Below are 21,608 nucleotides of genomic sequence, written 5' to 3' on the forward strand. Positions count from 1 at the left end.
TGAAAGGTTGGTTTAGTGGCAATGTTTTTTATGAGGCTGTATTTAGAGGGTGTTGTAATAATTGCCCTGAACGACAATAATGAGCGATTAAGAGACATAAAGAATTAGGCAATTCTAGAAAACAAAATAATATAAAAGGAATTAACCGTGCTGGTTACCGAAAGTGAAAAGTTATTTATAAGAGAGCGTATTAAGAACTCAAACAATTTAACAACTAGAGTGAAAATTGTATCTTGGTGCGTTTATATGTTGTTTTTTTCCTTGTCCATTTTTTTGTACTTAGATTTCTCTACATATGATAATTTACTATCCGAAGTATATATTTTGTTGTTTCCTTTATTCTTTTTTATAATAAACCGTTCTGACAAAGACCAATTGAAATTGATTAATGTACTAAAGAAATTGGATACTAATAAATAAGCAACGTAAACGGCAACAATGAGCGATAACCAGCCATTCAAGATTAACAAATACCACCATTGAAAGAATAAAGGACTATGAGCCAAGCAATATTATTTCTAACGCTTATTTTCACATTTAATGCTTATGCTACGACACTCGCAAATGTTGAACCTATCGATGTTATCAAGAATTCATCACGAGTGATTCACGTACAAGTTTTAGAAGCGAGATATAAGGAATTAACTCCTGAAGAAAATGACTATATACCTACATGCGGTACAAATGTTACCGCTAAAGTTATTCATGATTACTTTGGGATTGAAGGCAAAGAAATAGTGTTTTCTATTTTTGGCAATATCGAAGTAGGAAGCGAATATTTAGTTTTTTTGAATAAGAAAAACTCAGCAGAATGGTTTAAGGAGGAGTGGTGGAGATCTTTTGTTGAAGAAGATGAAATAAGCTCTCAAGCTATTAACTGCCTTAAAGATTCGAACGACCTTAAGGCAAGCTCATTTCCCCAAAGAGCTATTAAAATAGATTATGATTATAATTTAGTCTTTGAATTAAATAATATGTTAATTCCGAAAGAAGTTAATATCAAAACAGGCAAAGACTCTATTATTATAATGCAATATAATCAGACGCTTGTAAGCTTTCAGGATTTTGATAAATATCTTAAAAACTTAATTAAGTCTAATAATCTGATACCAGCAACTTCAACAGACGCTACTATTGATTAGTTCACCGATGACTGTCTCTGATTGGCACATTTGAAACATTCAATAGATCCTGAAACCAGTTCAGGAAGTCGAGATATTAATATTCACAATCTGCTTAATGAGGTCCCCTATGTCGCTTGAGTTCCTCGAGGACGGTGTACTTTTTCTAGTTATTTGATGTGCGATTCTGGCACCAAGTCGATGTTAGCACCTAGCGATAAAAATAGTCGGCTAAGCGACGAAAGTGACATTATGGGTTGGAAATCGTACTTCTCCTTTACTCTAAATAGACTTTAACCTTTTCAGTATAATAAAGTAATACTTGCCCCCAGAGAGAATAGTAAGTGATTTATTTACCACCAGCTAAATCAATAAATGAACCTGTAACATATGAAGCTTCATCAGAGAGTAACCACAAAATCGCATTTGCGACTTCCTCAGGTGTACCACCACGTTGCATTGGGATTTGCCGCGAAAGGCGTTCAACTCTATTAGGCTCTCCACCATCTGCATGCATCTCGGTGTAAATAAAACCAGGTCGAACTCCATTAACCCTGATGCCCATTGTTGCAACTTCAATTGATAAGCCTTTAGTTAAAGTATCTATTGCTCCTTTGGATGCCGCGTAGTCAATATATTCAAAAGGACTGCCAGACCTTGATGCTGCTGATGACACATTTACAATGGCCCCCCCTTCTTTCATAGACTTTAACGCCTCACGGCAACATAAAAAACAGCTAGTTATATTGGTTGTTAATATTTTATTGAACCGTTCAACACTAATGTCTGCTATAGAGGCTTGCTGAAAAAGGATTCCAGCATTATTAACTAGGTGTGTAACCGACCCGTAGGTGTTATTTACCGCTTTAAATAAAGCAATAACTTCACTTTCAATGGATACGTCAGCTTGAAATGAAAATGCTTGCCCACCATTATTACAAATATCGCCAACAATAGATTCTGCCATAGCTTTATTAGATTTATAGTTAACACAAACTGAATAATTATTAGCGGCAAGCAACTTAGAAGTAGCAGCTCCAATTCCTCGACTACCGCCTGTTATAATAACGACTTTTTTCATTTAATTCCTTGTGTGAATGACTATCAATTGCTCACTACTGCCTGTGATTTTTAAATAATTTACGTTATATATCTTAACGTTGCAAACGGACAAAGAAAATTCCCCAATAAAATAAAAAACCACCAGATTAGATAAATAATCTGATGGTTTTTTTAATAGAATCAGTTTAGGAAATCAACTTATCCCGAAGAGTGTCTATTACAAAAATGTAAAAGCTACTTTTAAGTTAAGAAGATAAACTTAGCGATGAACAGAGCAGTAAGCGCCCAAACACCGTTAGATATCTGGCTAGCCTTACCAGCACCTACTTTTAGAACAGTGTAAGTAATGAAGCCAAAAGCTATACCATTAGCAATAGAGAACGTGAACGCCATCATTACAGTAGTACACACTGCTGGAGCGTATTCAGTTAAATCTTCCCAGTCTAGTCCTTTAAGAGAGCTCATCATCAACATAGCAACGTAGATAAGTGCACCGTCAACAGCGAAACCAGGTAACATTTGTGCAAGAGGTAAAAAGAACATACCTAAAGCAAATAATACACCGATAGTAACAGCCGTTAAGCCCGTACGACCACCTACCGCAACACCGGCAGCAGATTCAACATATGAAGTAACTGGAGGACAACCAAAACCTGTACCAATAACAGATGAGATAGAGTCAGCTTTTAAAGATTTACTTAAACCTTCTATTTTACCATTTTTATCTTGCAAGTTAGCACGTTCAGCAACGCCCATTAATGTACCGGCAGTATCAAAAATATTAACAAATAAGAAGGTAACAATTACCGGGATCAAGGCGACTTCAAAAGCACCAACAATATCTGCTTTCCACAAAATTGGCTCAAGTGCAGAGAACTCAGGTACAGCAAGCAAGCCGTTGTAGCTAACAAAACCAGAGGCTGGTGCCCAAGCTTTAGCTTCTTCAGCAATAACAAAGAAGTCAGCAGGTAAAACCCAAGTCATTATAAATGCAACCAGAGTCGTTGCAGCAATACCAATAACAACAGCACCAAACACTTTACGGTAACTAAGAATAGCAATAAGTAAAAAGCTTAAAAAACCAAGAGCAGGTGCTTCAGGACCGAATTTACCAAAACCGAAGTGGGTAAGATCAGCAATAGCAACTACATTATCAGGATTTGGAACAACGATACCGGTGAAACGTAAACCGATGAAGCCCAAGAAAAGGCCTACACCTGCAGTCATTGCGAGTCGCAAGCTCATGGGGATACTATCGAGCATCCATTCACGCAATCTTGTGACACTCATTAATACGAAGATTACACCCGAAAGGAACACTGCTCCTAATGCAATTTGCCAACTATAACCCATAGCGCCAACGACGGAGAAAGTGAAAAAAGCGTTTAAGCCCATACCAGGAGCAAGACCAACTGGCCAATTTGCGTATAACCCCATCAGAATGGTTGCAATTGCAGCACCCAAACAAGTGGCTAAGAATAATCCATCAAAGGGCATGCCTGTTTTCGACATGATAATTGGATTTAAAAACATAATGTAAGACATGGTCACAAAGGTGGTAAGACCCGCCATGAGCTCAGTTTTTACAGTGGTGCTATGTTCAGAAAGTTTGAAAAGACGTTCTAGCAGTCCTATCTCACTCGCTTGGTTTTCGCTATTTGTACTAACCTGTTCCATAACTACAGTTCTCTCGTTGAATGATAAATAAGGCCGTTTATTTTTATACTTTTAAAGTGTGACCTGCTTGTTGTCAAACTACCGCAATAAGTCGGTAATCTCTGTGTTTGCTATTTTAAAGAAAGAGGCTGTGTTGGACCCTGTTTCTGTGTAGCTAACTCACTAGAGCATAAAAAAAAGCTAAAGTTAATAGTTACACCTTCTTTATGATTTCACATCGTGAAAACGATGTGTTTTAAGTTGGTTTAATCATGGTTAGCTACAGAGCTGAGTGACGAATAAGGCATTCTAATTCCACATAGTAAAATAGGCCGATAATTAATTAAACACCACCTGAAGCATTCAGTATCGTATTGAAGTACACAGATTTTTTGACTTTTTAAATCCTCTATTTGGTCAATAAAATATTTACTATTTTTACCATGTTTCGTGCTGTTGTTGATGTTAATTCATCAGTAAATAATGAGGAGTATTTGAGCAAAATTAGAGATGAATTATTTTTCGCGTGAACTTTGTGACTAGTTTTTAACCATTGTTTTCATTATAATTAGCTCATCATTTAAGTTTAAACTTATTTGCACATTTCATCATCTCTTAGTAGTTAAATCCGAAAATCTGTCCACGGTTCAGGTGTCTGGTTTATATTGTAGAACAACATCTCTGGTTATTTTCGTTCCACATCTGTAATAGATGTCAATCGTATAACGAGGGCAATTATAGTGGCATTAAATTAATGCGACTAACCAAACATTTTAAATTAGGTAACTATGCTTTCTTTATCACATTTTAATAGACAAACTATTAAGGGCGACATATTTGGAGCCCTAACATCAACAATTGTTGCATTACCTTTTGCCTTAGCCTTTGGTGTTACATCAGGGGCCGGTGCTAGCGCAGGTATTTATTGTGCGATTATAACCGGGCTATTTGCTTCACTATTTGGTGGTACAAATCAACAAATATCAGGGCCCAATACCGGTTTGACCGTTGCCATGGTAGCTATATTAACCAGTTTTGTTGCTCAGTCTCCTGAAAACGGTATTGCAATGGCCTTCACCGTAGTGAGTTTGGCGGGTTTATTCCAAATGCTGTTTGGTTTTTTTAAACTAGGTAAATATTTTATTTTGGTCACCTACCCTGTTATATCAGGTTTTACTTCTGGTATTGGTGTGTTGATCATCCTTTCACAAATTGAGCCGTTATTTGGCCGCTCTTTAGCTGAACTACAAGTTTCATTAGCGACATTAACCAGTACCAATACCTTACTGGGGCTTGCTTGTATATTAGTGCTGTTTTTGTGGCCACAAAAATATAGCAGAGTTGTTCCTGCCAGCATTATTGCGGTAATTGGTGCTACTATCTTTTATATATTTGCCGGCGTAGATATGCCTGTAGTTGGCGCTATTGCCAGTGAACTACCTTCTTTTAATATGCCTATCTGGGACAACGCCCTAGCAGGTGAAATGATTAAGTCTGCGTTATTAATTGCCACGTTGAGTACGCTCGATTCATTAATGACATCACTAACCGTTGATAGTATCAGTAATGATTTACATGATTCTGATCAGGAGCTTGTCGGTCAAGGCATCGGTAATATCGTCGCAGGGTTATTTGGCGCTTTGCCTGGTGGCGGCGCGACTATGCGTACTGTAACTAATTTAAGAGCAGGTGGTACCACACCGTTATCAGGTATTCTGCACGCGCTATTTATCTTAGCGATTGTATTATGGGCAGGTGAATATACCGCATATATTCCAGTGGCAGTTTTAGCTGCTATTTTGACTCATGTTGGGATCAGCATAATTGATTGGAACTTTCTTAAACGGATTCATCAAGTACCATTATTTAGTGTCGGTTTAATGATATCGACAATGTTTATGTCAGTAGCGTTTGATTTGGTTACTGCGGTGTTAATCGGTGTATTTATCGCTAATTTGGTGACAATTCGTCGTATATCAGAAATCCAATTAGATAATATTAAATTATGTACGGCTAAAGATGCCGAGCATATGTCGACACCGGAGAAGCAATTATTAGCGTCAATGGACGATAGTGTGATATTGCTTAATATTTCTGGGCCAATAGGTTTTGGTGTAGCACGCGGCTTAAAGCAGAGCGTCTCACAATCTGATCATAGCAAAGCCTTACTGATAGATTTAAGCGATGCGCGCTTTGTCGGCATTACCAGCACCATTGCAATTGAAGAAATAATAGTAAGCTATCTTAATGAGGGGCGGGATATATTATTATCAAGCGTTTGTGAGCGAGTGCGCAATGATTTTAATAAGTTAAAATTACTCGACAAAATTCCAAAAGAGCATATCTTTGCGACAAGAATAGATGCACTTAATTACTTAAAGCAGAAACTGTCAAAGTAATAAAATCAGTCAGGTTATTTTTAAGGCTTTAATGTTAAGGATTGGTACAGTGAAAATGCTAGTTAGCCTAAGTTAAGGTTAACTAGCAAACCACTTAAAGATAGTATTATTGAACGTTATAAAACATTCAGGCTAACCGATGCAGCTGTAATTCGACTAAAAGCATCAACCCCTGCTTGCGCACAACCTAAATCTTGCTCTGGAGAGCCAGAACTAACTCCTATACCACCCACAACCTTGCCGTCACAAGTTATTGGCAAACCACCGCCGACAATACACATACGCCCGCCTAATGCAGTATGAATTCCAAATAAATTGTTTTCATGACCCGGAATACACGCTTGATTGAATTCATGTGTGCCTTTACGAGCCGACGCTGCAGTAAAGGCCTTATCTTGAGAAATGGTAATACTGTGTATTTTACCACCATCCATACGCTCAAAAGCAATTAAACTGCCTGATTCATCGACAACAGAAATACACATGGGCACAGCCAGCTCATTTGCTTTTTTTACCGCACCGTCAATGATTAACTTAGCTTCAGTTTGATTTAGTCTATTTATTGTTAACATAATTTACACTCTTTAGTTTTAAAATCTGTGCATCAAACAAGCCTAAGCTTCATCAAAGAAGTAGATGTTTATTGTTATCTTGTTTGATATGAAACGAACATCGTCCATTTCATTAATTTAATATGTGATCTCGGCTGTTTTCCTTACATAAGGGAAAGCCTAGGTTTTGCTTAAGTCAAAATTGTTGTACTGATTTTAAAAGGGATGCAAGTATTGCATTAGTACAGACCGAATTAATATTCAGTAAAGTTTAAAGCTGTATTTTTAGATCACATCAGTATAAATTTCATTAGTCGCTTATATTCACCTTATAAACAACTGATAAAATTTACTGTTAATAGTTATTCATCGGAAGCTTCCGCTTCAATATATCCAAGCTCTGCAGAAAGTGCCCTTCCGGCAGTAATTAAATCTTTAGTCCATTCATCTTTACGTCTTTCAATAGGAGCAGAAACCGATAAACCGGCAACAACTTCACCGTACCGGTCATATAGAAGTACCCCAATACAACCTACTCCCATTTCAGCCTCTTCATTGTCAAAGGCAAAACCTTGTTTGACACAGCTTAAGCATTCTGGAATTAAAGTATCCAATGTTGAAAATGTTTTACGTGTATAGCCGGGTAAATTCGTGCGCTGGGCATATCCACGTATCCCTTCTTTACCATCCATACCCAGCATCATTTTACCCACCCCGGTTACATGTAAGGGGGCACGGCTACCAATAATTTGTTGAACATGCATCATTCTATTAGGGATCGCTTTTTCTACATAAATGATCACATCTCCCTCACGGGTAGTAAGGTTTATGGTTTCGCCAAACTTATCGCGAAGTTTTTCCATGTATGGTTTAGCAACTGCTCGAAAATCAATATTTGTATATTGAGAGTTACTTAACCGTATTAGCCGACCACTTAATTGATACTTACCCGTGCTATCTCTATCGACAAAGCGGTTATCAATTAACGAGTGTAAAATACGAAAGGCGGTAGAAGGCGCCAAATTTGTATCAGCACTGAGCGCTTTTAGCGTGACCGGTAATGAATATCGTGATATTGCATCAAGCAACATAGCAGCTCGATCAATCACTTGGATTCTAGATTCTGGTTTAGCTTTTTTCATAATTAATGCTACTCATGCGGCAACGCTCATTTTAAATATAAACCTAAAACTACATTAAAAAGCCCAATAAAACCACAATATGGTATGGGGTTACTTATTTCACATTATGGAATAAGTAAGTTAAAAGCCACAAAAACCAGTAAACACCGTAGAAATATCAATAACTTAGATTAAGAGTACACATTATAATTTCACTATATGAAATTCGAGGTATTTGCCAGTTATTAACATTTTCCATAGAGTGAAATTTCATTGCAGAATTAAAGCAAATACTCAAACTAATAAGTAAACATACCCCAGGAAGAGTCGCTAATTATATATACGGTTCTATTTTGGTAAATTTCGAGAGGAAAATATGAGCAGTTCAACCGAATCGACAATGTACATTCCAACCTTTGAAGATGTGCAAGTTGCCCATGAACGCATCAAACCCTATATTCATGAAACACCGGTATTAACCTCTCGTTTCTTGAATGAATTAACTGGTGCAGAGTTGTTTTTTAAATGCGAAAACTTACAAAAAGCTGCAGCATTTAAGGTTCGCGGTGCTTGTAATGCCGTATTTGGATTAACCGATGAAGAAGCAAAAATAGGCGTAGCTACCCACTCTTCCGGTAACCACGCGTTATCACTTTCTTATGCTGCTGGCCAGCGCGGTATCCCGGTAACAGTAGTCATGCCTAGAACTGCGCCACAAGCTAAAAAAGATGCTGTGATTGGCTATGGTGGCAGCATCGTTGAATGTGAGCCATCGACTAGTTCTCGTGAAGCAGTATTTGCAGATGTTGTAGCGCAATCGGGTGCAGATTTTGTTCACCCGTATAACGACCCGCGTGTTATTGCCGGTCAAGCTACCTGTTCAAAAGAGTTGGTAAATCAGGTAGAAGATTTAGACGCCGTGATAGCACCAATTGGCGGCGGCGGCATGATCTCGGGTACATGCTTAACGCTTTCAACAATCGCTCCCAATGTAGACATTTATGCCGCTGAGCCACTAAATGCCGATGATGCTGCACGTTCATTTAAGGCAGGACACATCATTGCCGATGATGCGCCTAATACCATTGCCGACGGCCTGAAAGTGCCACTAAAAGATTTAACCTGGCACTTTGTTAAAAACCATGTAACCGATATTTTAACTGCTACTGAAGAAGAAATTGTCGCAGCGATGAAGCTTATCTGGTTGCGTATGAAGCTTGTAATTGAGCCAAGCAGCGCCGTGACTTTGGCAACTATTTTGAAAAATCCTGACGTATTTAAAGGCAAACGTATCGGGGTAATTATTACCGGAGGCAATGTCGATTTAGACAAGCTTCCGTGGATGAACAAACAATAAACGAATTAAATAAATACTTAAAACTAATAGTTAAAACTTTGGAGAATATAATGGCAAGAGGAAATAATTTAGAAGTAGGCTACGATGTTCCTGCAGTACCAGGAATGGCTGAAACAGATATTCAAACCCCATGTTTGGTTGTCGATCTTGACGCGCTGGAGCGTAATATTAAAACTATGGGGCAATATGCTAAAGACATGGGCGTTCGCCATCGCGTGCATGGCAAAATGCATAAGTCGGTTGATATTGCGTTACTGCAAGAGCAACTAGGTGATAGCTGTGGCGTATGTTGTCAAAAAGTATCTGAAGCTGAAGTATTCGCTCGTGGCGGAATTAAAGATGTTTTAGTTTCAAACCAAGTACGTGATCCAGCAAAGATTGATCGCTTAGCCCGCATGCCTAAATTAGGTGCTCGTACGCTTTGTTGTGTTGATGATATCGAAAACGTTGCTGAGTTAGCCGCGGCAGTTAAAAAGCACGGTACTGAAATTGAGTGTTTAGTCGAAATTGACTGTGGTGCCGGCCGATGTGGTGTTAGTGAAGGTCAGCCAGTTGTAGATATTGCCAAAGCGATTGCAGCAACTCCAGGTTTAAAATTTGCTGGCATTCAAGCATATCAAGGTGCAATGCAGCACATGGAAAACTATCAAGAGCGTAAAGAGAAAATTGATATTGCCATAGGTATGGTAGCTCGCACAATCGACATGCTAAAAGCCGAAGGTCTTGAATGCGATATTGTTGGTGGTGGTGGTACGGGTTCGTATTACTTCGAAGGTAACTCTGGTGTTTTCAATGAATTACAGTGTGGTTCTTACGCATTTATGGATGCTGATTATCAACGTATCCATGATGAAAAAGGCGAAAGAATCTCTGAATTTGAAAACTCTTTATTCATCTTAACTTCTGTTATGAGTCATACAAAAACAGACAAAGCGATTTGTGATGCCGGACTTAAAGCACAATCAGTAGACAGTGGTTTACCGTATATCTTTGGCCGTGACGATGTTGAATACATAAAATGTTCAGATGAACACGGCGTGATCTCAGATCCGAATGGCGCGTTAAAAGTTAATGAAAAATTAAAGCTAGTACCTGGACACTGTGATCCAACTTGTAACGTTCACGATTACTACGTAGGTGTTCGCAACGGTAAAGTAGAAACATTATGGCCTGTTTCTGCTCGTGGTAAAGCTTACTAATTGCAATTAAAGTAAGCCAAAAAGATTTTCCCTAATACGAGAGTTTAAGAGTTTTAAGTACAGTTTCATTAGTCCCCAACTAAGCTACCCCTACATTTATGCAGGGTTCATTGTAACAACAGTGTTGAAGCGTACAATTTTTAAAACTCGTTTTAGGGAATTTTTAATAGTGTCCCCGTATAACACTGGCTGAAAAATACTCCCAATTGCATTGGTAACATTCTTACCACCTTTTCTCCTTAAGATTCACCTTAAGGGATTACAAATATTCTAGGAAAAAAACAATGAGTAATTCAAACCAAAATAATAGTAAAGGCGTATCAGTTGTATCTGAAGAAGTGTGTCAACAAATAATGGGACGTACTGAAGCCTTCACCGCAGTAGAAAGCGTGTTTGCCGCTATGGCGAAAAATACCGCCTATAATTTTCCAGTAATACGCGAAGCGATTGGTCATGCCGATGCCTTATACGGCTTTAAGTCAGGATTTGATCGTGACGGTATGGTATTAGGTTTAAAGTCAGGTGGTTATTGGCCTGGTAATATCCAAAAAGATTTAACCAATCATCAGTCAACGGTTATTTTATTTGACCCTGATACTGGTAAGTTAAAATCGCTTGTTGGTGGAAACTATTTAACCGCAGTACGCACTGCAGCATCATCTGCGGTATCAATTGCTCACTTAGCGCGTAAAGATGCCAAAGTATTAGGTATGGTTGGTGCAGGACATCAATCAACGTTTCAGTTAAGAGCAGCGGTTGAACAGCGTAACTTTGAAAAAGTGGTTTGTTGGAACTTCCACCCGGAGCAAATTCCTAACCTTGCTGCAGTAGCTGAAGAGTTAGGTTTACCGTTTGAGTCAGTAACTCGTGAAGAGTTAGGCGCACAAGCCGATGTTATTATTACCATCACTTCGGCGTTTGAAGCCTTAATCGATGCCGATTGGATCAAGCCAGGTACACACATTGCTTGTATGGGCACTGACACTAAGGGAAAACAAGAAGTTGATGCTAAACTATTAACTAAAGCAACTGTCTTTACTGATGAGTTAGCTCAATCTATTAGCATAGGTGAAGCACAACATGCTGTTGCACAGGGAATAATTAAAGAGTCAGAGATCACACCAATTGGTGATGTTATTAATGGCGCTAAACCTGGTCGTAGTTCAGATACCGAAATCACCTTATTTGATGGTACCGGTGTTGGTTTACAAGATTTAGCCGTTGCATCAGTAGCTGCAGAATTAGCCGAAGCTAAAGGCCAAGCGACTTATTTTAATTTATAGCTCTCGCTGACAATAAGAGAGTGCCTTGTTCGTAGGCATTCTCCTCTTAGCAACTAAATTTTTATAAACTACCTTTGTAGTTATAGCAAAAAAGTAAAGGACACAGTTATGGAGTTAAACGTTTATCTCTCAGGTGAAATTCACACCGATTGGCGAGAGCAAATAATTCAAGGTTGCCAAGAACACGATTTAAATATTACCTTTTGCTCTGCAAATACCAATCATGATGAAAGTGACAGTGCAGGTGATGCTCTCGGTAACGAAGATAAATCATTCTGGCGTGATCATAAATCAGCAAAAGTAAACGCGCTTAGAACAAATACATTAATTGAACGGTGCGATATAGCAATTATCCGCTTTGGCGATAAATATAAACAATGGAATGCAGCCTTTGATGCCGGCTATTGTGCGGCGCTTAGCAAGCCATATATTACCCTGCATAGTGAAGATATTATCCACCCACTCAAAGAAGTAGATGCCGCAGCCCATGCATGGGCTACAACCGTTGAACAAGTGGTTGAAACACTTAAGTATATAAGCAACAACTAGTTAACCTGAACTCATTACCTCAAGTTCAGGTTATTTATACAAAATAGGGGTTAATGGTTATTAATCCCTATTTTATTTACTTTGGTAACTCGCATGACGACCCCTTTTCATCATTTCATCAATAGCTTTCTGCGTAGTTTTTCTCAAATAATGCTGCAAAGAAATGCTCTCACTGGCTTATTATTTTGTCTTGGGATTGGTCTAAATTCTCCGACTATGTTGTTAGGAGGGGTAATCGCAACACTCTCAGGATTATTCACCGCTAGCCTGGGTAAGTTTACCTCTGAATCTATACAAAGTGGCTTATATGGTTTTAATTCCGCGCTTGTTGGTATTGCGGTATTTTTCTTCTTACCATTTGACGTAATTTCGTTAGTTTTGGCAATCTTCGGCGGCGTGCTATCGACTGTCACCATGCATTTTATACTGGTTAAAATCCCCAAAATCCCTGCATTTACTGCTCCATTTGTTATTTCAACATGGTTGCTTTTAGCGATTATTGATACTGCGGGCATAAAGACTTCGACGACTATCTTTACAACCAATGCTATCGGCGACTTTTTCATCGTTATGCGAGGTGTTAGCCAAGTAATGTTTCAGGATTATTGGCTCTGTGGAGTCTTTTTTATTGCTGGACTGCTTTTGCATTCCTTTAAAGCTGCGACTTGGGCTGTGATTGGCTCGTGCTTAGGAATGCTATTAGCCGGTATTTTAAACTTTTCGGACGATTTGGTGTTGATGGGGATCTATAGCTTCAATGCGAGTCTTGTTGCAATAGCACTCTCTGCTCGATACGAAAAAAAGCTTTTGCTAATTTTTCTTGGGGTATTATTTTCTGTTTTACTTACTGATGTTTTCGAGCAGATAACTTTGCCAGTATTAACCGCTCCGTTTGTATTGGCCTGTTGGTTAACTATTGGTTTCGTTAAAGTATGCTCGACCATTACAAACCGAATCAGTGAATGCCGCAGCCTTTAAGAATAATTTGCGTTAATGAAGACACAACCTCTTCAAAATCGTCATCGTTCATCGCTTCTTTGTCTAAAGCGGCAACCACTTGCACACTAAAGTCGGCGTAGTGTTGGGTTGAACTCCAAATTAAGAATAATAAATGATGTGGATTCACATTATCGATTAGGCCATTATCAATCCAGTTTTGAATAACCGCAACTTTACTCTTCAGCCATTCTTTAAAGTCACTATTTAAGTAATCGTTTAATACTGGTGCGCCATGAATTAATTCACTGGCAAATATCCTCGATGAATCAGGGTCATCTTTAGAGTGCATTACTTTGGCTCGAATATAAGCACTAAGGGCCTGTTTCGGCTCATGGTTAACATTTAATGTATCGTAGTCCCTGTTCCACACTTCAATGATATTGCTAAGCAATTGCTGATATAAATCGGTTTTATCTTGAAAATAATAATGAATATTAGCGCGAGCAATACTCGCTCGTTCGGCAATACGTTTAATTGACGCGCCTTTAAAACCATAAGTGACAAACTCTTGTTTGGCTGCATTGAAAATGATGGCTTTATTCTTTTGTCGAATGTTGCCTTCTGATGCTTTATTTTTTGTCACAAAAACTCCTATTTAACCATTAAAATAAGCCGCATCGAATATAGTGTAACCATGCGGCTGATTTGCCAATCATTAGATAATAAAAGTCACTTATTTTCAACCAAGAAAATCATGCTTTGAGAATTATTTTTTACATTTTAATTTACAGCTTTTAATTCAATACGACGCTGATGCAATAATGGTTCTGTATAACCACTAGGTTGCTCCTTGCCTTTGAAAATTAAGTCCATGGCGGCGTTAAAAGCAATGTTAGAGTCAAAGTTTGGCGCCATAGGTATATACGCTGCGTCGGTTATATTTTGTAAATCTACAACAGCAGCCATACGTTTTAATGATTCCATTACTTGCTCTTTGCTTAGTAAGCCGTGATGTAACCAGTTGCAAATGTGCTGACTTGAAATACGCAAAGTAGCTCTATCTTCCATACGGCCAACATTATTAATATCAGGTACTTTTGAACATCCTGTACCATGGTCAATCCAACGAACCACATAACCAAGTAAGCCTTGAACGTTATTATCGAGTTCGTTTTGAATATCTTCTACGCTAAGAGCTTCTTGATTCTGTAGCAATGGTATGGTTAATAAATCCGATAAATCATCGTCATTATTTGATTCGGAAAACTGCTCCAGCATAGCGCCTTGAATATCTGCAACATTGACCTTGTGGTAATGTAATACGTGCAATGTAGCGGCCGTTGGAGAAGGAACCCAAGCACAATTTGCGCCAGATTGTGGGTGGGCAATTTTAGTACTTAACATCGCAGACATTTCATCTGGAATAGCCCACATGCCCTTACCTATTTGCGCTTTACCTTTTAATCCAGTTTGTAAGCCAATACGAACATTGCGGTTTTCATAAGCCGAAATCCATTTTTCGTTTTTCATCAACTCTTTACGAGCCATAGGTCCAGCTTGCATGCTGGTATGAATTTCATCACCGGTTCTATCTAAAAAACCAGTGTTAATAAAGGCAAGTCGGTTTTTTGCCGCACGAATACACTCTTTTAAGTTCACTGAAGTACGTCGCTCTTCATCCATAATGCCCATTTTTATGGTGTTAGTCGCTAAGCCTAAACCTGCTTCAATGCGAGTGAATAATTCATTACTAAAGGCGACCTCTTCAGGTCCGTGCATTTTCGGTTTAACGATGTAAATACTGCCTTGGCGTGAATTTTTATATTTAGAGTTGCCTTTTAAATCATGCAAAGAAATTAATGTGGTAATTAATCCGTCTAAAATCCCCTCAGGTACTTCTTCGTTGTCTACGGTTAATACCGCATCATTCGTCATTAAATGGCCAACATTGCGGACAAATAATAAGCTGCGACCAGGCAAGGTTAATTCTTGCTCATCTAACCCGGTATAGGTTCTATCGCCATTAAGCTCGCGAGTAATAGTCGCGCCATTTTTTTTCAAGGTTTCTTTTAAGTCACCTTTCATTAAACCTAGCCAGTTACGATACACCGCAGTTTTGTCTTCGCCATCAACTGCGGCAATAGAGTCTTCGCAGTCTTGAATGGTACTTAACGCAGACTCTAAAATTATATCGGCTACTGACGCTGGATCAGTTTTCGCCACCGGCATACTAGGGTCTATTTTAATCTCAATATGCAGCCCATTGTTTTTAAACAAAATGGCCGATGGGTTTTGCTTATCACCTTTAAATGCAACAAACTTTTCTTGGTTAACTAAGCTTACTTGCTCGCCATTTTGCAAGGTAACCACAAGTTTGCCATTAGCAACTTGATAACTTGTAACTTCAATATGGCTGCCTTGAGTTAATGGAATAACATCATCTAAAAACCGACGAGCATAAGCTTGTACCCGTGCACCACGGATAGCATTGTAGTTTTTGGTAACTCCTGCGCCGTTGTCTTCACCGATAACATCAGTACCGTAAAGGGCATCATATAAACTGCCCCAGCGAGCATTTGCGGCATTTAAGGCAAAACGAGCATTCATTAAGGGGACAACAAGTTGTGGCCCCGCCACTGTGGCTACTTCTTCATCCACATATGACGTACTAATTGAAAAGTCATCTTGCTCTTCGATGAGATAACCAATATCGCTCAAAAATTGCTGATATTTTTGCTGTTCGAAAGGTTGGTTTTTATGGTCTAAATGCCAAGCATCAATTTTTGCTTGCATGTGTTCACGGGTGACTAAAAGTGCTTGGTTTTTAGGAATGAATTCATCAAATATATACGCTAAAGTCTGCCAAAAACCTTCCGAATCAATACCCGTTCCAGGCAGGACTTCATGCTCTACCAAATTGTATAAAGACTCTGCAACTTTATATCCGTGTTTAATTACGTGTTTATTCATAGGGTAACCCTGTTTATTTGTTTCAGATCCAGAAAAGCAGCTACGCTGCTTTTGGATTTACTATTACTCATCCCCGTTACCATTCAAGATGCAGGTTTAAGAGCACTTTGAATGGTAACGGACATATTCATTTAACTGATTAGTTAGTGCTTGTTTGCGCCAACCAAATAGCTAAACTGGTGCGTTCCTCATCGCTCATTTGTGTTTTATTCATAAATGGCATGTCTTTGGCATCAATGACACGCGCCTTTATCCGCGGTGCCCATTGTTCAATACTTGCCATATCGGTAAATACAATACCTGCTGGCGCGATTTTAAAAATATCATCCGTTGGTTGTTCTGAATGACAAGACCCGCAACGTTGCTCGATAATTTGAGTCACTTGTTCATTACTCACTACTTGTTGTTTTTGCTGTGCACTTATTTCTACCGTTTGAGGCGCGATAAGAAATGCCAGGGCGATAGTCGCAACAACAGAGCCAACTAATACCAATGGTTTTTGTTTACCAAAATGACGTAATACAAAATATTGGCGAACCGCAGCCGTAATTAAAATAATACCGATAAGTACTATCCAGTTAGCACTATGATTATAAGTCATTGGGTAATGATTTGAGATCATAATGAAGATAACCGGCAAGGTTGTATAAGTATTATGAGTTGAGCGCAATTTCGCATTTAATCCATAAGATGGGTCAGGCGATGTACCATCTTCAACCGCTTTCACCAAAGCACGTTGTGACGGCATAATTCCAAAGAATACGTTACCCGCCATAATGGTACCGATGATAGCTCCCATGTGCATGTATGCACCACGTGCACTAAATACCTGGGTTAAACCATAAGATAAAGCGGTTGCAACAACGATTAAGATCAAGCCTAAAATAATGCCATGATTTTTTAATTTAGTGCGCACTAAAACTTCATAACTACCCACACCAACAACAATTGAACCTATGCCTAGGGCGACAGCTTGAAATTGCGTTAAATCAGCAACACGTTTATCAATTAAATATGATTCAGCGCCAACGTAAAACATTAACGACAATAATAAGAAGCCAGTGATCCACGTAGTGTATGCTTCCCACTTGAACCAATGTAATGTTGTTGGCATTTTTGGCGGTGCAAGTTTGTATTTTGCCACTTCGTAAAAGCCACCACCGTGAATGGCCCATAAGTCACCACCAACGCCATTGTCGGCTTTTACTTGTGGTGGTTTTTCTAAATGGTTATCTAACCAGACAAAATAAAATGAGGCACCGATCCAAGCGATACCAGTAATAAGATGAGCAAAGCGAATGACTAAATTTAGCCATTCATTAATATACGGATCCATAATATTCCTTAATTCTTCTAATTGCGTGGGCGGGTTTAACTGAGTTAAACACGTTCACCCATGATATGAGTTGCTTTAACGTGGCGTTCATCACCTAACATACTTAAAATGAAAAGTTTTTCTTCTAAGTGTGTGCAATGTTGCATACGTCTATCCATCAGCGGAGTGGCATGATAATCAAGAACGATAAAGTCTGCTTCTGCACCTTTAGTGAAGTTACCTATAGTGCCCTCAAGATCTAACGCAATGGCTCCCCCTAATGTGGCCAAATAAAACGATTGGAATGGGCTGAGTTTTTCTGCACGAAGTTGTTGAGTTTTATAACCTTCGTTTAGTGTACTTAACATTGAGAATGTTGTACCGGCACCTATATCTGTACCGTAGCCAACATTAACATCAAATTTTTGTGCCTGTTGCAGGTTAAATAAACCACTGCCTAAAAACAGGTTTGAGCTTGGACAAAAAGCAATAGCTGAGTCGGTTTCACCTAAGCGCTGACATTCACTGTCATGTAAATGTACGCCATGAGCAAAAACACTACGGCGACCAAGTAATTTACTTTGATCGTAAACATCCAAGTAGCCATCACTGTCGGGGAAAAGATCATTTACCCAAGCGATTTCAGCTTTGTTTTCACTTAGATGCGTATGCAAATATACGCTTGGGTTTTCAGCGAGTAATTCACCAGCTTTGTTCAATTGTTCTTTCGAACAGGTTGGCGCAAATCGTGGTGTAATAGCATATTGTAAACGATCAGTTTTATGCCATTTTTCAATTAATGCCTTACTGTCGTCATAACCGGTTTGCGCGGTATCCGATAAGTAATCAGGACAATTTTGATCCATTAATACCTTGCCACAAATCATTCGTAGTTTTTTCTGCTGCGCAACGGTAAAAAAGGCCTCAACTGATTCTTTATGCACCGTACCAAACACTAAAGCGGTAGTAGTTCCGGCTTCAAGTAGCTGCGTTAAAAAGAACTCAGCAACTTTTTTACCATGCTCTAAGTCAGAAAATTTACGTTCAAATGGGAAAGTATAATTTTCTAACCATTCGAGTAATTGTTCACCATAGGAGGCGATCATTTCGGTTTGTGGATAATGCACGTGAGTATCGATAAACCCAGGCATGATCAAACCATTTTCATAGTGAGTAACTTCTACGCTCTCACCTAATGCAGGTAACAGCTCAGCAGCTTCTCCTACTTGTTCAATCAACCCATCTTTAATAATTAACAAGCCATCTTCTATATACTGATAACTGTCTTCTAGAGCAACTTTGGCTGGATCGGCCAAAAAATGCAGTAACTCTCCGCGATAAACTTTTAACATGTTGTTCTACCCTTTTGCATTATCGCGATTTATTTTTAATGATTTTGCGATATGTTCTGTGCTGTAATATCAAGTCGCTAAATCAATTTTCTACTTTAGAAAACCAGTTTAATCGACTTCTTGCTTGTTGCCTTTGTGCCCTTGATTTATGGCACGTTTGGCTTTTTCTATATACTTTTCTTGCTGTTCTTTTCAACTTACAATCCCTGTTTTATCAACTAGCTTGGGGCGATAACCAATGAACCATCTAACTCCAAGACGTCACAGTTATCACCTTCTCCGCCTCTATCAATCACTAAAAAGTCACTTTCACTGCCAAGTGTTAAACAAAAATGATGCCAAGTACCTTTATGGTAATTAACCCCTTGGCCAGCCTTGGCAAGAAATACTTCAATTTTGTTTACATCAAACTCTCCCTTTGGTGCAACAACAACTAAAAATGGATTTGACCCCATAGGTATGAACGCCTGACTACCATGAGGATGACGTTCCATCATTTTAATGGCGATTGGTTGTGCCAAAGGCGTGGAACGAAAAATATTGATCAAGGTATGACCGTTATTGTCGTTCACATCAACCTTAGCTAAATCATGATAACGCTGGGTAAAGCCATCATTAATGGCAAAGTTTTTTGCGTCTTCGCTAGCTTCAATAACATCGCCAAAAGCTCTGAAAGCTTCTTTGGTGAGCGATTTTGGCGTGATAATTTGCACGTTATCAGTCATTATAGTTTCCATAAAAGTTATCTTTAGCTGCCACGGTAAGTTGAATAACCAAACGCGGTTAATAACAACGGAATGTGGTAATGCGTACCGCTTGCGTCAATTTCGAACACGATATCAACATACGGGTAAAACCCTTCTTCGTTGTTCGCTTTAAAATAAGCTGAGGTTGCAAAGTGCATACGATAAATGCCAGCAGGTAATGTTTCACCCTCAGCAAGTAACCCCGGCAAACGGCCATCATCATTTGTGACTCCACCATTGATTTCTTGCCAGTCATTGCCTTGCTGGGCAAATAACGTGATAGGAACGTTTTGTGCGGGTAATCCACGTGTAGTATCAAGTATGTGAGTAGTAATTTGACTCATTAGTATTCCTTTAATTAGCCTTCAGCTAATGCTTTATCAATGCGAAGTTGGAAGATTTTTCGTTGCTCTTCAGCGGCATTAATTAATTCAGTTGCTTTGTCGTTTGGTAAACGTGCTTGCAGTAAGTCAGACATTTGCTTAGCACTTTTACCCGTGGCGCAAACAATAAAGATAAAGCCGAATTTCTTTTCGTAATCAGTATTACCTTGAGAAAGGACTTCAAGTACATCGTCGTTAGCTTCTTTAACTAAGCCTTGCTCGTTACCCGCTAATTCTTTGGTATTAGCGTATTTAGCTCGTAAGCTACTTACATCACCAATTTTCGGGTGACCTTCAAAAGCCTCTAAATAATCAGCTTCGGCCAACTCTTGCCAGGCTAAATCAGCTTGGTTTGCGATCGCTCTTTCATCAGCAAAAGGACGAGCATTCACCATAGCATTGACCCAAGTTGTTGAAGTACAGCACTGCATAAAGGTATGTGTTGCCTGCTCATCAGTAAAATTATTTAATTTTTCTAAATTCATTTCATCACCACTTAAGCGTTACGTTTACCAAATACACGCATACGTGATATTCCGCCATCAGGGAAAATATTTAAACGTACATGGGTAAAGCTTTGTTCACTGCTTACTGCGATTTCATTAATAAATAAATGTTCGCGGTGTGCATATAACTTGGTTTTAGTAATAATTGGTTGCCATTTGTCTTCTTGCTGACCTTCACTAAAATCATCACTGCTTGACACCATACCTTCAAGCGTAAAGGTGTCAGGGAAGTTACCTTTAAAATGACAGGTATCAACGATAACTTTTTCAATGCTGCCTTGGCTGGCAAGTTTAACGATAGACCAGTCAGGACCTGGGTCACGACGACGCTTAGTTTCCCAACCATCGCCCATATCTTTACCACGACCAGGCATAATTAAGTTGTTCTTATCGCTAAAGAACATGTCACTAACCAATAACGCTTTACCACCATTTTTAATGTAAGCTAAGTCAATTAATTCACCATCAATAAATTGCTCCCAGTTAACTTCGGCTTCACCATAAACACGTAAACGCGCAATACCGCCATCAGGGAACATATTCAAACGCACATGGGTCCAGGCAGTGTCATCATTAATGGCAAAAATATTTTGACTGTGAGCTTCTACAGCTACCGGAGCTAAAATGGTGTGCCAAACAGTATCAGCATTAGGCTCTACTTCACTTACACAGGCTTCTACTGAAACAGATTCAGGAGCATTACCACGGAAATAGTTGGTGTCGATATCAAAACCACGAATAACGCCTTTGATACCTAAACGAATGATGCACCAGTCAAAATCACGACCGTTATCACGACCGTAACTGCGGCGTGATTCCCAGCCGTCCATCCACTTACCTCTGTCGGTAAATTTGTCATCGATAAAAATACCGCGACCAGGTTTGATTAGATTTTCCATCTCAGCAAAAAAATCATCACTACAAGACAGAGTTTCTCCGCCTACGCGCTCACTGGCTAAATCAACACAATGGGTTTTTAGCTCGTTTTCTAATTCAAGCGGCTTACCGCTTAGTTTATTTTGTTGCTGAGTATCTATTTCTAGCATCATAGCTTGGTTTTCCTACATCTAAATTTGTTATTAATTCAATTTTGGCAATT

19 protein-coding genes are annotated in these 21,608 nt (G+C 39.0%); 7 read left to right on the forward strand and 12 right to left on the reverse strand.

From position 1 onward, the window contains the following. Positions 1-497: 497 nt before the first annotated feature. Positions 498-1,142, forward strand: a complete 645-nt coding sequence (locus RI844_RS11685) for a hypothetical protein (RefSeq protein WP_348394846.1) — start codon at positions 498-500, stop codon at positions 1,140-1,142. 328 nt (positions 1,143-1,470) lie between these two features. On the opposite strand, the gene RI844_RS11690 is transcribed toward RI844_RS11685, so the two are convergent. Continuing rightward, positions 1,471-2,202: an SDR family oxidoreductase gene (locus RI844_RS11690; protein ID WP_348394847.1), complete on the reverse strand. Its 732-nt coding sequence runs from the start codon at positions 2,200-2,202 to the stop codon at positions 1,471-1,473. Between the two features lie 221 nt (positions 2,203-2,423). Next, positions 2,424-3,860, reverse strand: a complete 1,437-nt coding sequence (locus RI844_RS11695; protein ID WP_348394848.1) for an NCS2 family permease — start codon at positions 3,858-3,860, stop codon at positions 2,424-2,426. Between the two features lie 767 nt (positions 3,861-4,627). On the opposite strand from RI844_RS11695, the gene RI844_RS11700 reads away from it, so the two are divergent. Next, positions 4,628-6,238, forward strand: coding sequence for a SulP family inorganic anion transporter (locus RI844_RS11700; protein WP_348394849.1), 1,611 nt, complete (start codon positions 4,628-4,630; stop codon positions 6,236-6,238). 116 nt (positions 6,239-6,354) lie between these two features. Here RI844_RS11700 and RI844_RS11705 read toward each other — a convergent pair whose 3' ends face one another. After that, a complete protein-coding gene (locus RI844_RS11705) occupies positions 6,355-6,810 on the reverse strand; it encodes a GlcG/HbpS family heme-binding protein (RefSeq protein ID WP_348394850.1) in 456 nt (151 codons plus the stop codon). A 341-nt stretch (positions 6,811-7,151) separates the two neighbouring features. Further along, positions 7,152-7,931, reverse strand: a complete 780-nt coding sequence (locus tag RI844_RS11710; RefSeq protein ID WP_348394851.1) for an IclR family transcriptional regulator — start codon at positions 7,929-7,931, stop codon at positions 7,152-7,154. Between the two features lie 355 nt (positions 7,932-8,286). Between RI844_RS11710 and bhcB the strand changes: the two genes are divergently transcribed. The 5 genes from bhcB (at position 8,287) to RI844_RS11735 (ending at position 13,276) form a co-directional block, all read left to right on the forward strand. After that, on the forward strand, positions 8,287-9,267 hold the full coding sequence (bhcB, locus tag RI844_RS11715) for a beta-hydroxyaspartate dehydratase BhcB (RefSeq protein ID WP_348394852.1): 981 nt from the start codon (positions 8,287-8,289) through the stop codon (positions 9,265-9,267). 50 nt (positions 9,268-9,317) lie between these two features. Further along, positions 9,318-10,466: a 3-hydroxy-D-aspartate aldolase BhcC gene (gene bhcC / locus RI844_RS11720; RefSeq protein ID WP_348394853.1), complete on the forward strand. Its 1,149-nt coding sequence runs from the start codon at positions 9,318-9,320 to the stop codon at positions 10,464-10,466. Between the two features lie 284 nt (positions 10,467-10,750). After that, positions 10,751-11,749, forward strand: a complete 999-nt coding sequence (gene bhcD, locus RI844_RS11725) for an iminosuccinate reductase BhcD (protein WP_348394854.1) — start codon at positions 10,751-10,753, stop codon at positions 11,747-11,749. 108 nt (positions 11,750-11,857) lie between these two features. Beyond that, complete coding sequence (locus RI844_RS11730) at positions 11,858-12,298, forward strand: YtoQ family protein (protein ID WP_348394855.1); 441 nt, start codon at positions 11,858-11,860, stop codon at positions 12,296-12,298. A 93-nt stretch (positions 12,299-12,391) separates the two neighbouring features. Continuing rightward, a complete protein-coding gene (locus RI844_RS11735; RefSeq protein ID WP_348394856.1) occupies positions 12,392-13,276 on the forward strand; it encodes an urea transporter in 885 nt (294 codons plus the stop codon). Here the strand turns inward: RI844_RS11735 and RI844_RS11740 are convergent. From RI844_RS11740 to alc, 8 genes are all read right to left on the reverse strand, one after another. Next, a complete protein-coding gene (locus RI844_RS11740; RefSeq protein WP_348394857.1) occupies positions 13,254-13,880 on the reverse strand; it encodes a TetR/AcrR family transcriptional regulator in 627 nt (208 codons plus the stop codon). The genes RI844_RS11735 and RI844_RS11740 overlap by 23 nt on opposite strands. Before the next feature lie 137 nt (positions 13,881-14,017). After that, on the reverse strand, positions 14,018-16,207 hold the full coding sequence (locus RI844_RS11745; RefSeq protein WP_348394858.1) for a malate synthase G: 2,190 nt from the start codon (positions 16,205-16,207) through the stop codon (positions 14,018-14,020). 139 nt (positions 16,208-16,346) lie between these two features. Beyond that, positions 16,347-17,543: a urate hydroxylase PuuD gene (locus tag RI844_RS11750; protein WP_348394859.1), complete on the reverse strand. Its 1,197-nt coding sequence runs from the start codon at positions 17,541-17,543 to the stop codon at positions 16,347-16,349. Between the two features lie 44 nt (positions 17,544-17,587). Continuing rightward, entirely contained in the window at positions 17,588-18,874 is a 1,287-nt protein-coding gene (guaD, locus tag RI844_RS11755; RefSeq protein WP_348394860.1) for a guanine deaminase, read from the reverse strand. Between the two features lie 218 nt (positions 18,875-19,092). After that, entirely contained in the window at positions 19,093-19,599 is a 507-nt protein-coding gene (locus tag RI844_RS11760; RefSeq protein WP_348394861.1) for an ureidoglycolate lyase, read from the reverse strand. Positions 19,600-19,622: 23 nt separating this feature from the next. Beyond that, the gene (uraH, locus tag RI844_RS11765; RefSeq protein WP_348394862.1) at positions 19,623-19,964 is read right to left on the reverse strand and encodes a hydroxyisourate hydrolase; all 342 of its coding nucleotides are present in this window, start codon (positions 19,962-19,964) and stop codon (positions 19,623-19,625) included. A 14-nt stretch (positions 19,965-19,978) separates the two neighbouring features. Then, positions 19,979-20,488, reverse strand: coding sequence for a 2-oxo-4-hydroxy-4-carboxy-5-ureidoimidazoline decarboxylase (uraD, locus tag RI844_RS11770; RefSeq protein WP_348394863.1), 510 nt, complete (start codon positions 20,486-20,488; stop codon positions 19,979-19,981). 11 nt (positions 20,489-20,499) lie between these two features. Beyond that, entirely contained in the window at positions 20,500-21,558 is a 1,059-nt protein-coding gene (gene alc, locus RI844_RS11775) for an allantoicase (RefSeq protein ID WP_348394864.1), read from the reverse strand. Positions 21,559-21,608: the final 50 nt, after the last annotated feature.

The sequence above is a fragment of the Thalassotalea fonticola genome (genome assembly GCF_032911225.1).
Classification (GTDB): domain Bacteria; phylum Pseudomonadota; class Gammaproteobacteria; order Enterobacterales; family Alteromonadaceae; genus Thalassotalea_A; species Thalassotalea_A fonticola.